Below are 13,512 nucleotides of genomic sequence, written 5' to 3' on the forward strand. Positions count from 1 at the left end.
TCTGCCTGGCGGTTACTTACCGTCAGCGGGACGGGGCTTTCGACCGCGCAGACGCAGCTTATCCACCAGTCGCTGTGCTTCAGCGCGGCTGCCTACCGACGGAGCTGAACCACGCAGGGGCTTACGTGCTGTTTCCCGCAGGGTGAAAACGGTGATCACTCCAATCACCCCGGCGCCCATCAGGTAGTAGGCGGGCATCAGGAGGTTGCCGGTTTTCTCTACCAGCCAGGTGGTGATTAATGGCGTGGTCCCGCCAAACAGCGAGACGGAGAGGTTAAAACCAATCGCCAGCGCACTGTAGCGGATATCGGTGGAAAACAGCGCGGGTAGCGTTGCCGGCATGGAGCCGCTGAAACAGGTATGGATCGCGCCGAGAATAATCAGGCCAAGGAACACCAGCCACAGATTGCCCGTGCCGATCAGCAGCATGCAGGGCACCGCCAGCAGGATCAGCGCGATGGCCCCGCCCCAGATCACCGGACGACGGCCCAGGCGGTCGTTCCAGTGTCCCCAGAACAGCGTCAGCGGCATCATCACAAACATCACCACCATAATCAGCAGCAGTGAACTCAGCTCGCTCAGGCCCAGGATCCCCGTCAGGTAACTTGGCATATACGACGTCATCATATAGTTAGAGACGTTAAACAGCAGCACCAGACCAATGCACTTCAGCATGGCAGCGCGGTACTTTTTCAGCATCTGCCACAGCGTCAGGCGCGGCTTGCTGTGTTCCAGCGCTTCCTGCTTTTCCATATGCTTCTGGAAGGCAGGCGTCTCTTCCAGCTTCAGACGGATATACAGCCCAAACAGCCCTAAAGGCGCGGCAATAAAGAAGGGAATGCGCCAGCCCCAGTCAAGCAGCGCGGACTCTGGCATCGCCGCGGTCAGGCCAGTCACCAGTCCGGCCCCGAGCAGATAACCGCCAAGTGTACCGAACTCCAGCCAGCTGCCCATAAAGCCCCGGCGCTTATCGGTGGAGTATTCGGCAATAAAAGTGGCCGCTCCGCCGTACTCGCCCCCGGTAGAGAAGCCCTGCAACAGGCGTGCCAGCAGCAGCAGCACCGGCGCCATGATACCGATAGTGGAATAGGCGGGTATCAACCCGATGCAGAACGTGCCGATCGACATCATGATCATCGTCAGCGCCAGCACCTTCTGGCGGCCGATACGGTCGCCCAGCGGACCAAACACCAGCCCACCCAACGGACGTACGAGGAATGCGGCAGCAAAGGCACCGAAGGTGGCCAGCAGCTGTGCTGCCGGACTGCCGCCGGGGAAAAACACTTTACCGATGGTCACCGCAAGAAAACTGTAAACCCCAAAGTCAAACCACTCCATGGCGTTGCCGAGGGCGGCCGCTCCGACGGCACGCTTGAGCATTGATTTATCCACAATAGTGATATCGTCAACGCTGAGTTCCGGCCTGGCCGATTTATCTTTATTCCAGAAATGCTTTTTATGAGGCTGTTGCCCCTCTGATGTCGTACCCATTGAGCGCTCCCGGTGTTGCAGTAAGTGAGCAGCCTCATAGCTTTCGTCGCCTGACAGAGAAGGGAAAAACAAAGGGGAAGAAAGCTATAACGCAGCAAAGTCAGAATGGTCATGAACGGTAAATCTTATAACGTCTGTGACTTACACTCCTTTACAGTAGACAATATTCCAAAAAACTTCAAGTTAAGCGCAGCATTCGCTGTTTTGTGGCACAACCACCGTTTTACACGTTGCCATTATGGTTTAATGCCAGACGGCGCGCTGCCCTCTCCTGCCCCTCACCCCCACAATACATAAATTTATATAACAATTACCATCAGCGTGATATTGACACAACGTGACAAAAAACTGACATTCGCTGAGAATAACAGCAAAAAATCAGAACATGATATTTACTACAGCGACGGAATAATCATTGATATGGCCGTCTCATACTGTCACAAATCCGACTTCGCCTTCTGATTAACTGTCGATAACCTCCCGCATCATTCAAAATATTTCACAATATTAATGAATTTACTAACCAGTAAAATTATTTGTTGATTTTGCTCAGGTACCCGGTCAGTCTTACTGAAAATTCTCACAAGCGGATTTCCCTATGCAGTTGAAAAATAGCGCCTCTCGTTATGGCTCAGTGAGCATCATTATGCACTGGCTGGTGGCGGCAACCGTTTATGGCATGTTTGCGCTTGGTCTGTGGATGGTCACGCAGGGCTATTACGACACCTGGTATCACAAAGCCCCGGAGCTGCATAAAAGCATTGGGATGGTGCTGTTTGCCGTGATGCTGGTGCGCGTGGTGTGGCGATTTGTCTCCCCACCACCGAAGCCGCTTGCCAGTTATACCCCGCTGGTACGCTACAGCGCGGTCGCTGCCCACCTTCTGCTTTATGGCATCCTGTTCGCGATTTTAATCAGCGGCTATCTGATCTCGACGGCGGAAGGTAAGCCGATCGATGTCTTTGGGGTACTGCCGGTTCCGGCGGTATTTGCCGGGCTGGGCGAACAGGCCGATTTGGCTGGCGATATTCATCTCTGGCTGGCCTGGAGCGTGGTGATCCTTTCCGTGATCCATGCGCTGGCCGCACTGAAACACCACTTTATCGATCGCGATATCACGTTAAAAAGGATGCTGGGTCACCGCATCGATTAATCACAGAAATGGAGAACACCATGCTGAAGAAAAGTATTCTGGGTTTAACTACTGCCGCACTGTTAATGACTGCCGGCACCGCGTCTGCCGCTGACTATAAAATTGATAAAGAAGGGCAGCACGCGTTTGTCCAGTTCCGCATCAAGCATCTGGGCTACAGCTGGCTGTACGGTACCTTTAAAGATTTCGATGGCGCATTCACCTTTGACGAAGCCGATCCGGCTAAAGATAAAGTGAATGTCACCATCAAAACCGGCAGCGTAGATACCAACCATGCCGAGCGTGACAAACACCTGCGCAGCGCGGACTTCCTGAATGCCAGCAAATTCCCGCAGGCGACCTTCGTCTCTACCGGCGTGGAAAAGCAGGGTGACGGCCTGACCGTTAACGGTAACCTGACGCTGAACGGCGTGACCAAACCGGTGAAACTGGCGGCTAAGCTGACCGGCGAAGGGAAAGATCCGTGGGGTGGCTACCGTGCAGGCTTTGAAGCCACAGGTAACCTCGCACTGAAAGACTTTAATATTAAGTCCGATTTAGGTCCGGCCTCGCAGGAAGTCGAACTGATGATTTCTGTCGAAGGTGTGCGCCAGTAAATGATTGTGGCGTCATCATCGTCCGCGATGATGACGCCTGCACCGTTACTCTTCCGGCGAAGGGATGTGCATGGTGGTGCTCAACAGCCCACGGGATTTGTTGAAAATCTTATTACCATTCTCACGCCCCGCACGTCGGGCGCGCTGCTCTTCAGGCGGTAACGCCAGCTCTTCCATACAGATCGGGCTACAGCAGTGGTTGAATTTGCTGGCGCAGCTCGGGCACTGAATAAACAGCAGGTGACAGCCATCATTCAGGCAGTTAACGTGGGTATCGCAGGGCTCGCCGCACTGATGGCAGTTGGCGATAACATCCTCAGAAATACGCTCCCCCATCCGCTCATCAAAGACAAAGTTTTTGCCTTTAAACCGCACCGGTAATCCCTGTTCACGGGCGCGACGGGCGTACTCAATGATGCCACCTTCAATATGGTACACGTTCTCGTAACCGTTATGCCGCATCCAGGCGCTGGCTTTTTCACAGCGGATCCCCCCGGTACAGTACATCACGATCTTCTTATCTTTATCCTGCTGCAGCATATCGACGGCCATGGGCAGCTGATCGCGGAATGTGTCCGCCGGGATCTCCAGCGCGTTATCGAAATGCCCCACTTCATATTCATAGTGGTTACGCATATCCACAAAGACCGCCTGCGGATCATCCAGCATGGCGTTCACTTCCGCTGCCTTCAGATAGGCCCCGACATCGCTGGCATCGAAGCTGTCATCTGTAATGCCGTCAGCGACAATGCGGTCACGTACTTTCAGACGCAGCACCCAAAAGGATTTACCGTCGTCGTCCAGCGCAATGTTCATACGCAGGTTATCCAGCGCAGGATGGAAGTCATACAGCGCAGCTTTCATGGTCTCGTACTGGCTGGCCGGGACGCTGACCTGGGCATTAATGCCCTCTGCAGCCACATAAACGCGACCGAAAACTTTCAGCCGGGTCAGGGCAATATACAGGGCGTCGCGAAACGCGCGGGGATCGTCGATAGTGAAATACTTATAAAAAGAGACTGTAGTTCGCGGCTCGGTTTCGGCCATCATGCGCGCCTTCAGCTCTTCATTGGAGACAAGGTTATGTAACACTGGCATGGTGTACGTTCCTGTATTCAAGGAGAGGAAAAAATTTTCGGCGCTATCATACCCGAGCCGCCACACCTTGTCCTTAGCCGAAAAAAGTTTTCTTTCCGCGTCTGCCGCCGAAAACTTCGACTACACTAAGAAAAATGGCACAATAGGCCATAAATAAACTTTAAACTTCTTCATAATAGCCCCCTTTTTTTTACGATCTGGAAACTCATGACCCAGCTGCCTCAGTTCAATCGTGCATTGTTGCATCCCCGTTATTGGTTTACCTGGCTCGGTATTATCCTGCTTTACCTGCTGGTGCTGCTGCCCTACCCGGTGCTTTATTATATTGGCTGCGGCCTGGGCAGGTTATCCATGCGCTTCCTGCGCAGCCGCGTCACCATTGCCCGGCGTAACCTGGCGCTCTGCTTCCCACAGATGCCTGCCGCCGAGCGTGAGGCGCTGGTCCGCCGTAACTTCGAATCGCTGGGTATGGGGCTGATTGAAACCGGCATGGCCTGGTTCTGGCCTGACTGGCGGATTAAAAAATGGTTCAGTGTCAGCGGGCTGGAGCATATCAGCCAGGCGGCGGCTGACGGGAAAGGAGTGCTGTTGATTGGTATCCATTTTCTCACCCTGGAGCTGGGTGCGCGCATCTTCGGTATTCATAATCCCGGCATTGGCGTATACCGTCCCAATGATAATGCCCTGCTCGACTGGCTGCAGACCTGGGGACGTATGCGTTCCAATAAAAGTATGCTCGATCGCAAAGATCTGAAAGGCATGATCCGCGCCCTGAAAAAGGGGGATATTATCTGGTACGCCCCGGACCACGACTACGGCCCAAAAAGCAGCGTGTTTGTGCCGCTGTTTGCCGTTGAACAGGCGGCGACCACCAAAGGCAGTTACCTGTTGATCCGCAGCGGCAACCCGGCGGTCATCCCTTTCGTGCCGCGCCGCCTGCCATCGGGTAAAGGGTATGAGATGGTGATCCTCCCTGAGCAGACCGGCATTCCACTGGACAGTGAAATCGCCACGGCAGCACACATGAATAAAATTATTGAACACGGCATCTTAATGGCACCCGATCAGTATATGTGGCTGCACCGCCGTTTTAAAACCCGCCCTGAGGGGCAACCCTCTCTCTATTAACAGCCTGCAGGCCGGACTACCGGCCTGTTTCATTATTTGAAACGGTTTTTCATTTTTTTGATTGCGCGCCGTTCAGTCGCCTGATATCAGCGTATACTGGTTAAGCTGATTGCTGATAAGGTTACTGTTTACTTTATGTCTACCCCCGATGTCCCCGCTATCGCCATCCACTGGCAACGAAATCTGTTCGTCACCTGGATAGGGTGTTTTCTGACCGGCGCAGGCTTCAGTCTGGTCATGCCCTTTCTGCCGCTTTACGTTGAGCAACTGGGCATCACCGACCCGCAGGCCCTGAATCTCTGGTCAGGTCTGGTGTTCAGCATCACGTTCCTTTTTTCGGCTATTGCCTCGCCCTTCTGGGGGGGACTGGCGGATCGTAAGGGACGAAAAATCATGCTGCTGCGCTCGGCACTGGGCATGGCTATCGTGATGATGCTGATGGGCATGGCGACCTCGATCTGGCAGTTTCTGGCGCTGCGCGCCCTGCTCGGTCTGCTCGGCGGATTTGTTCCCAACGCCAACGCCCTGATCGCCACGCAGGTTCCGCGCGGTAAGACCGGCTGGGCGCTGGGCTGGCTCTCCACCGGAGCCGTCAGCGGGGCGCTGATTGGCCCGCTGATCGGCGGCCTGCTGGCCGACAGCTTCGGCCTGCGTCCGGTATTCTTTATTACCGCTGCAGTGCTGTTTACCTGTTTTCTGATGACGCTGTTTTGCGTACGTGAGAGTTTTATCCCGGTGCAGAAAAAAGACATGCTGCATGCCCGCCAGGTGCTGACCTCGCTGAAAAATCCCCGTCTGGTACTGGCGCTGTTTGTCACTACGTTGATTATTCAGGTCGCTACCGGATCTATTGCACCGATCCTGACGCTTTACGTCCGCGAGCTGGCGGGCAACGTCGCTAATCTGGCGTTTATCAGCGGAATGATCGCCTCAGTGCCGGGTGTGGCAGCCCTGATGAGTGCGCCGCGCCTCGGCAGACTGGGCGACCGGATCGGGCCGGAGCGCATTCTGATCACCATGCTGATACTCTCCGTGCTGTTGCTGATCCCGATGGCCTTTGTGCAGAACACCTGGCAACTGGGCATTCTGCGCTTCCTGCTCGGGGCGGCCGACGGTGCGCTGCTGCCTGCAGTGCAGTCCCTGCTGCTTTATAACGCCAGCAATCAGGTCGCCGGCCGCGTTTTCAGCTATAACCAGTCGTTCCGCGATATCGGAAACGTGACCGGCCCGCTGATGGGGGCCGCCGTGTCAGCACATTTTGGCTTCCGTGCAGTGTTTATCGTCACAGCCTGCATCGTCCTGTTTAACGTACTTTACACCTGGATTACACTGCGCCGGCGCAGTGAACGTATGGTGGTACGCGAGGAATAGCCCGGTCAGACCAGACCAATCTGCAACTGATGCAGCCGCTGGCACATCTCTTCATCGGGCCACTCATCGACCACCAGTGTGCTGGCCAGCGACAGGTCGCCAATGACGAACGCCGAGGCGGAGTTAAGCTTTTCCTGGGACACCAGCACCACCGTCTCTGCAGCCCGTTCTGCCAGCGCCCGTTTGACGCACGCTTCCTCATAGCTGCCGGTGGTGAGCCCGGCGCTTCGGTGTACCCCGGTCACCCCCATAAAAAACAGATCGGCATTGATACGGCGGATCCCCTCGATCATCGCCGCTCCGGTGGTCACCACAGAATGCTTATACAACTGACCGCCGATAATAATCACATCGATTAGCGGATAGTCCACCAGCCCCACCGCCACACCCGGACTGTGCGTCACGACCGTAAAGGCAAAATCGGTAGGTAGCCGCCGGATCATCTCTGCCGTGGTGGTGCCGCCGTCAATCATCACCACCTGACCCGGCTGGATCAGCCCGACGGCCTTCTCCGCGACGCGCCGTTTAGAGTCCATCTGCACGCTTTTGCGCGTTTCAAACGGTGCGATGGCGGCCGAAACCGGCAGCGCACCGCCATGAACCCGCTGCAGTAATCCCTCTGCAGCTAATTCCCTCAAATCCCGCCTGATAGAGTCTTCTGATACGGCAAAATGCTGGCTCAGTTCCCGCGAAAGCACCTGCTTCTCACGGTCGAGCATGGCCAGAATCTGCTGTTTGCGCTGGCTGGAAAGCACCCTTATCCCCTTCACGATTGATCTTGATATTGCACGATTATGCGTGTTAGCGTGTTATCTGTCACCTCATTATGGGCACAAACATGCAAAACATGCAGAAACGCGTACGCAACATCCGAGAGCAGCTGCTGTCGGATAACTGGTACACCCTGAAAAAATACACCTTTGAACTGCTGCGCCGTGACGGCAGCTGGCAGGAACAGAACCGGGAAGCTTACGATCGCGGTAACGGTGCCGTGGTGCTGTTGTACCACAAAGCCCGCAAAACCGTGGTACTCACCCGCCAGTTCCGCTTCCCCGTCTTCGTGAATGGCCACAGCGGTTTCCTGATTGAGGCTACCGCAGGCCTGCTGGATAACGCCTCGCCGGAAGCACGTATTATTGCCGAGGCGGAAGAAGAAACCGGCTTTCGCATCACGCACATCGAAAAAGTCTTCGAATCCTATATGAGCCCCGGTTCAGTGACAGAAAAACTGTTCTTCTTTATCGCCGAATATTCTGACGACGACCGTCAGGGAAGCGGCGGTGGTGTTGCGGAGGAAGGCGAAGATATCGAAGTACTGGAGTGGCCCTTTTCCCGCGCACTGGAAGCCGTGCGCAGCGGCGAAATTATGGATGCCAAAACCATCATGCTGATCCAGCACCTGGCCCTTAACCCTAATTTTTAGGAAACCCTTATGAAATCACTGCAAATTCTGGTAGCAGGCCCGGTACGTAGCGGCACGGGCGATCGGGAAGACTTGATCCATGCCAACCTTGAACGCATGGAACAGGCTGCGTTAGCCCTTTACCAGAAAGGGCATATTCCACTGATTGGCGAGTGGCTGGCGTTTCCACTGGCGCGGATTGCCGGGTCGCAGAAGATTGGCGATGCGATCAGTGAAGCGTATTTATATCCGGTCGCACACCGTTTAATCGGCCACTGTGACGCCATTCTGCGTTTACCGGGCGAGTCGCACGGAGCAGATAACGATGTGCGCATTGGCCGTGAACTGGGGCTGACGATTTATCACCATCTGGATGAGGTGCCTCAGTGCTGACCTGAAGCGGGGCCGGATGGCCCCCTGTCATCAGAAGCTGATATCTGCTGCGAGCCCCCCGACCAGCGCGTCATTCACCTGGCGTACGCCGCCCGGTTTAGTGATCACCTGTAAGTTTGGCCGCACGTTCAGCCAGTGGGTGGCCTTCACATTATAATAGACCTCATAGTTCCACTCTGATCCCTGCTGCAACGGCAGGTAAGCCGGGTCGTTATAGTCACTGACGCCCCGATCCTCGTTCTGCTGATTGCGCATTTTAGTGTAGTCGTTGTTGACGTGAATACGCGCCATGCCGACGCCGACTTCATCACCCGGGCGTGCATCAAACGGCCCCTTCCACGCCAGCGCCAGCGACTGGTAGTTATCCAGTCTCGCGGTGCGATGGTCGTTCATCACATACTGGAAGCTGACGCTCAGACCCCGACTTTTGTCCCTGTCCATGGCAAAAAGCTGCTGCTCGGCCAGCAGATAGCCGCCGTATGCCTTTTTGGTTTTACCATACCCGCCATCGTGCCAGGTGTGAAAGTCGCCCCCTTTGGTTGAGCTGTAGAACATGCCCAGCCGGTAGTTGCCGGGCAGTTTCTCCTGGCCCAGCTGTGGCGTCCAGCCCAGCTCTACCGGAACCAGATTCCCTTCGCCGTGGCCCATATCAAAACGGAACCCGTTCGCTTTAGTGTCGTTCGCCTTGTTCTGGTTATATACGCCGACCTGTAAATAGACGTCATCAGGCAGATTCAGCTTTACCCTGCCCCCCCACTGAGAAATCGGGGCGTTAAACCAGCGGTCGTTGCGCCAGTGACCCGGCTGCCCGTTGCCCATTGCCCAGTTCTGAAACATCCCGACGCTGGCGGTATCGAAATCTTCATTGGTCGTCACCCGGCCCAGTTTGACCTCCAGCCAGTTATCCAGCAGCTTCTGGTTTAACCAGAACTGGGTCAGGCGCAAATAGTCACCGCGTGCCGAAATACCCTGCACGTTCGACAGGCCCCCCGTGCGGGGATCGTTGATATAGGGCGTCAGATTTTGCCCGTTACGGTTGGTCAGGGTGGCCTGGAACTGGCCGCCCTGCCAGTTCAGCAATTTTTCCAGATCCAGCTTGCTGCCGAACGTCCACTGATCGGCATAACGCATCGTGGTGCTGGTGCGGTAGCCGCCGGCCAGGTTGGCCGCCGACTGCGTGGTGTAACCCACCTGGAAGTCTACGCCCTCATCGGCAAGATGCTTGCGATAGCCCGCCCAGTCACCCAGCAGCCAGGGGGAGTCGGGGTCAAACGGAGCCACGCTGGCGAATGCCGGGGCTGCCAGAATAAGGAGGCTGAAGGAAAGCCCGGTAAAGCTCGTTTTGAAAGAAGGTTTGCGCATCTGTCTTATTTTTCCTTATCACTGATCCTGAAACAGGTGGTGAACAGCCCGGCCATGGCCGGAGCTGGGGCAGATCATTTGCCCGGCGCTAATTAACCATATTCCTGAAACACAGCCCTACTGAAAACGTGCGGAAGATACCGCTATAGCACACAGGTGAAAGCGGGTCGCGCTGAGAAAGGGAAACTGTTGTCGGGTTTATTATTTTCATTGATGCAATCTCCCCGCATTCACTCATTCAGATCCCCGCACGCTTATCGTTCTGTCAGCACCAGTTAATATTCCCCGACTATCTTTTCTGGCATCGGGAGCGTTCTGCAGGCAAAATCCGCTTCAGAACGTTATTTGTTTATTGGGATTAAGGTTTATGAGTCAGTCACTTTCAGACGTCAGTAAATTTTTGAGCTACGTATTACGCCACCAGCCTGAAGCCATTGGCTTAACTTTAGACAGCGAAGGCTGGGCAGATATCGATATGCTGATTGCCTGTGCAAAAAATGACAGTAAAAACCTCACTCGAGAGATTATTCTGTCCATTGTTGAAAGCAGTGATAAGAAACGATTTTCACTCTCAGAAGATGGCTTGAAGATCCGAGCCGTGCAGGGACATTCATCACAGCAGGTTGATATCAACTATCAGGAAAGCACGCCTCCTGACGTTTTATACCACGGCACGGCCACACGGTTTCTTGAGTCGATACTGACCCAGGGATTAATCTCTGGATCGCGCCAGTATGTACATTTATCTGCGGATGAAGCGACCGCCAACAGCGTCGGACAACGACACGGGAAGCCCACTGTGCTGAAAATCGATGCGCTGGCAATGCTTAAGCAGGGTATGAAATTTTATCAGGCTGATAACGGGGTCTGGCTGACGAAAGCGGTAGCCAGCACGTTTATTATTCAGTGAAATTATAAATTTCGATAACATTTTTGAGTGCCCGGTTCTTAAAACCAAGGTCGGAAAAGGTCTGTTTGATGCGTGGTTTCTCGTCCCCCAGATCTTTTATATTTTTAATATCAGATGCCACATAATTAGACTTCCAGTTGTCTGGTAATCACCTCCCGCTCGTGCGAGCCTGAACATCCGTTGACGCGCGTCAGATGCTTGAGCGAAGCCGCCCTGTGGGACATAGCGCAGCAGGAGCTGTGCATTCTGGCTGAATGAAGAGAACAGTGAGCGCCCCCATGAATCCCTGGATAACCTGACACAGGAAGAATACCAGCTGATGGTCTGAAAACCGAAATATCAAAAAATATGTGGTATTAGAACAGATGTACTAATAAGTCACCCCACACTTAATCCACCATACGTAATATCCGTCATCCTCAGCTTCGTTCTTAACTACGGAGCAAGTCAGCAACTGATGAGTTTATGGCCGATTACAACCGACGATTTGCGAAATCTTACCGGCATGACTTTGATGCCCATCGGCCACTTGAAAATCATCCATCCAGCTTGCGGCTGGTTAACAGATTGCTCCTGTCGCCGACTACGTCACCGGACAGCACCTTACATACTCAGGAGTCCACATGTTTGGGGTGCAGTCTAAATATTTTTTGACTCTTCTAACTCAGCGCATGTTTCTTTTCTTCATAATCTTGTAAATACTTTTCAATAGAATATGCAGTTCCAAGTTCATGTACTTCACCCGTATCCTTATCAACTATAAATGGCGAATTACCTGCGAGATGCGCAGAAAACTCCCCAGTTTCAAGGTATTCTCGAGATTGAAAACAAAAAAACCACCCTTCAGAAAAACGGCCATGCAGGGTAATAACAACCGGAATATCAGTATCTTTTAGATATTCTGTCGCTTTTTCCACAGCCTCTTCATAACTAACCATCAATTCGTCCTCAATAACTGGAATGATTCAAACTTGCTGAGATTAGCAGGTTTACCTGTTTGTCCATCAAGGAATCGGACTGTTCCGTTTTGGTTTACAACATTAAACACGTGTCCAGATTGACCTAGTCCATATGAACCAAAAACAATCCCCCTGGAACCAGAACCTGCACTTGCCATTTGCTGTGTAATACTTTCGGGCGAAGAAATATACTTAAATTTAGTACCGTATTGTTTTTCCAAAACGGTCAAAGGAATACCGTTTTTATAGTTTACAGGCAACGCCGATGCAGGATTTCCAGCCAGAGTAGCATCGGTGGCAACAGAGCAGTTTACACAATTATGTGTTCTACCCGGTTCTGGGTATCCTGGATTAACGTTTTTAATAGAGCCAGCAGTTTCTCCGTGCGATCCAATTCCCTTAATCCCATACGCCGCGCCACCAATTGCCGCTGTGGTATGAGCAACCGCCATACCCTCATACAGAGTAGCGGCCGTTTCCTTACTCACACCCCAGTTTTCAGATATGCGATTAACGTTAGCTTCACGCTCTGCTTTCGCATCGGACGTAGCGTACTGCCACATCAGGGCATCAACCTGACCTTTTCCTTCCTTGTAAACACTACCCATATTGCCGATGTACTGACCGTCCAGCTGGGCATCATAACTCTTGCCCATTGCCACCAGTTCCTGACGCATCCCCCTACAGTCCGCTGATGACAGATTCTTACAGGCTGAGTCCATTGCTGCATCGAATGCCTTATCTTTCGCATTCAGATCGCTTACCAGCTTCTCTGCCTGTGCTTTCTTTTCACCTTCCAGATACGGCAGTGACCATTTCGCATCCTGCCGCTGTTTCTCATCCTGGGAGGACAGCGCATTATTCTCCACAACAACTTTTTCCGTTGTGAAGTCAGCCAGCGTACACCGTTTTTCCCTGTGCTTTTCGTTAGTTACTGCACCTTTCCCCTGCTGCACTTCCGGTACCGCAACTTTTTGCCCCGGCGCGCTTTCTTTCACCTGTTAAAGAGCAGACCACTACCCATACTAACCAGCGCTCCCGCACCTGTCATTAGCGCTTTTCTGCGCGGCGGGAGCCGGGTCACAGCTTGCCTATGGGCCGGCGAACCGTCTGCCGGGCGCGGGCTGTGCGGGTGATGCCGGGCTGTCTGATACTGACCGTCCAGGAACCCCGGCCAGAGCCGGAGGAGCCGGAAGTGGTCACCACCCTGCGACAGACCTGTAAAAAGCTGTCTGCTCGTAAGCAACAGCAGATCGCCGAGTTTATTCAGGTGATCGCAGGGCCGCAGAAGCGGACGGCTAAGGTGTAACTGACTGGTGTATAGCGTAAAATCCCGGCTCGATGGCCGGGATTTTTTAGCTTATGGCAACACACTTAATATATGTTGTAACCATTTTTTTACTGTAAAGCCATCTGGGGTAGGATCATAATATCCGTGGTTATCAGTTATAAAGCTGCCTGATAACTCATCACTATTACTAGTCAGTAGAAATTTAATTTCCTGCTCAAGAGCATTAACTCTTTCAGGAGATTCTCTTGCTACAAAAGATCTGATTACATCATCAGGTTCAGGGGCATCTAAAAACCAATCCTGATGGAAGTAAGCACCTAATAAATATGTAAAATTTTCAACTTTCATATTAATTACC

General features: G+C 53.2%; 15 protein-coding genes and 1 pseudogene. 8 read left to right on the top strand and 8 right to left on the bottom strand.

Annotated features, from left to right (window positions below; all coding sequences use genetic code 11):
* Positions 1 to 12 precede the first annotated feature (12 nt).
* Complete coding sequence (proP, locus tag IFU29_RS06420) at positions 13 to 1,491, bottom strand: glycine betaine/L-proline transporter ProP (protein ID WP_191933200.1); 1,479 nt, start codon at positions 1,489 to 1,491, stop codon at positions 13 to 15.
* 598 nt (positions 1,492 to 2,089) lie between these two features.
* Here proP and IFU29_RS06425 point away from each other — a divergent pair.
* Complete coding sequence (locus tag IFU29_RS06425) at positions 2,090 to 2,644, top strand: cytochrome b (RefSeq protein ID WP_191933201.1); 555 nt, start codon at positions 2,090 to 2,092, stop codon at positions 2,642 to 2,644.
* 20 nt (positions 2,645 to 2,664) lie between these two features.
* Complete coding sequence (locus IFU29_RS06430) at positions 2,665 to 3,240, top strand: YceI family protein (protein ID WP_062743892.1); 576 nt, start codon at positions 2,665 to 2,667, stop codon at positions 3,238 to 3,240.
* A 45-nt stretch (positions 3,241 to 3,285) separates the two neighbouring features.
* Here IFU29_RS06430 and trhO read toward each other — a convergent pair whose 3' ends face one another.
* The gene (trhO, locus tag IFU29_RS06435) at positions 3,286 to 4,338 is read right to left on the bottom strand and encodes an oxygen-dependent tRNA uridine(34) hydroxylase TrhO (protein WP_137268871.1); all 1,053 of its coding nucleotides are present in this window, start codon (positions 4,336 to 4,338) and stop codon (positions 3,286 to 3,288) included.
* A gap of 207 nt (positions 4,339 to 4,545) precedes the next feature.
* Between trhO and IFU29_RS06440 the strand changes: the two genes are divergently transcribed.
* Together IFU29_RS06440 and mdtG are read left to right on the top strand one after the other, a co-directional pair.
* Positions 4,546 to 5,466 carry a Kdo(2)-lipid IV(A) acyltransferase gene (locus IFU29_RS06440; protein ID WP_062743766.1) on the top strand — a complete coding sequence of 307 codons (921 nt, stop codon included), beginning with the start codon at positions 4,546 to 4,548 and terminating at the stop codon, positions 5,464 to 5,466.
* 135 nt (positions 5,467 to 5,601) lie between these two features.
* On the top strand, positions 5,602 to 6,837 hold the full coding sequence (gene mdtG / locus IFU29_RS06445; protein ID WP_191933202.1) for a multidrug efflux MFS transporter MdtG: 1,236 nt from the start codon (positions 5,602 to 5,604) through the stop codon (positions 6,835 to 6,837).
* Positions 6,838 to 6,842: 5 nt separating this feature from the next.
* On the opposite strand, the gene IFU29_RS06450 is transcribed toward mdtG, so the two are convergent.
* Entirely contained in the window at positions 6,843 to 7,592 is a 750-nt protein-coding gene (locus tag IFU29_RS06450; protein ID WP_191933203.1) for a DeoR family transcriptional regulator, read from the bottom strand.
* An 83-nt stretch (positions 7,593 to 7,675) separates the two neighbouring features.
* On the opposite strand from IFU29_RS06450, the gene IFU29_RS06455 reads away from it, so the two are divergent.
* Together IFU29_RS06455 and IFU29_RS06460 are read left to right on the top strand one after the other, a co-directional pair.
* The gene (locus tag IFU29_RS06455; RefSeq protein WP_191933204.1) at positions 7,676 to 8,260 is read left to right on the top strand and encodes a GDP-mannose pyrophosphatase; all 585 of its coding nucleotides are present in this window, start codon (positions 7,676 to 7,678) and stop codon (positions 8,258 to 8,260) included.
* Between the two features lie 9 nt (positions 8,261 to 8,269).
* Positions 8,270 to 8,632 (top strand): NUDIX hydrolase, encoded by a 363-nt coding sequence (locus tag IFU29_RS06460; protein ID WP_191933205.1) that lies wholly within the window; start codon positions 8,270 to 8,272, stop codon positions 8,630 to 8,632.
* A 30-nt stretch (positions 8,633 to 8,662) separates the two neighbouring features.
* Here the strand turns inward: IFU29_RS06460 and IFU29_RS06465 are convergent, their stop codons facing one another.
* Positions 8,663 to 9,994: a carbohydrate porin gene (locus IFU29_RS06465; protein ID WP_191933206.1), complete on the bottom strand. Its 1,332-nt coding sequence runs from the start codon at positions 9,992 to 9,994 to the stop codon at positions 8,663 to 8,665.
* A 367-nt stretch (positions 9,995 to 10,361) separates the two neighbouring features.
* Here IFU29_RS06465 and kptA point away from each other — a divergent pair, with 367 nt between their 5' ends.
* The gene (kptA, locus tag IFU29_RS06470; protein WP_191933207.1) at positions 10,362 to 10,904 is read left to right on the top strand and encodes an RNA 2'-phosphotransferase; all 543 of its coding nucleotides are present in this window, start codon (positions 10,362 to 10,364) and stop codon (positions 10,902 to 10,904) included.
* A gap of 10 nt (positions 10,905 to 10,914) precedes the next feature.
* On the opposite strand, the pseudogene IFU29_RS22465 reads toward kptA, so the two are convergent.
* The 3 genes and pseudogenes from IFU29_RS22465 to IFU29_RS22705 form a co-directional block, all read right to left on the bottom strand.
* Positions 10,915 to 11,043, bottom strand: a pseudogene (locus IFU29_RS22465) (IS3 family transposase); the annotation flags it as partial.
* 520 nt (positions 11,044 to 11,563) lie between these two features.
* Positions 11,564 to 11,842 carry a YrhB domain-containing protein gene (locus tag IFU29_RS06475; protein WP_191933208.1) on the bottom strand — a complete coding sequence of 93 codons (279 nt, stop codon included), beginning with the start codon at positions 11,840 to 11,842 and terminating at the stop codon, positions 11,564 to 11,566.
* Positions 11,842 to 12,861 carry a toxin glutamine deamidase domain-containing protein gene (locus IFU29_RS22705; protein ID WP_342214453.1) on the bottom strand — a complete coding sequence of 340 codons (1,020 nt, stop codon included), beginning with the start codon at positions 12,859 to 12,861 and terminating at the stop codon, positions 11,842 to 11,844. Before IFU29_RS22705 ends, IFU29_RS06475 begins: the two co-directional genes overlap by 1 nt.
* Positions 12,862 to 12,956: 95 nt before the next feature.
* Here IFU29_RS22705 and IFU29_RS06485 point away from each other — a divergent pair, with 95 nt between their 5' ends.
* On the top strand, positions 12,957 to 13,172 hold the full coding sequence (locus IFU29_RS06485; RefSeq protein WP_191933209.1) for a hypothetical protein: 216 nt from the start codon (positions 12,957 to 12,959) through the stop codon (positions 13,170 to 13,172).
* A 51-nt stretch (positions 13,173 to 13,223) separates the two neighbouring features.
* Here the strand turns inward: IFU29_RS06485 and IFU29_RS06490 are convergent, their stop codons facing one another.
* Entirely contained in the window at positions 13,224 to 13,502 is a 279-nt protein-coding gene (locus tag IFU29_RS06490) for a contact-dependent growth inhibition system immunity protein (protein ID WP_191933210.1), read from the bottom strand.
* Positions 13,503 to 13,512 lie beyond the last annotated feature (10 nt).

The organism is Erwinia persicina, from assembly GCF_014838825.1.
Lineage (GTDB): Bacteria > Pseudomonadota > Gammaproteobacteria > Enterobacterales > Enterobacteriaceae > Erwinia > Erwinia persicina_A.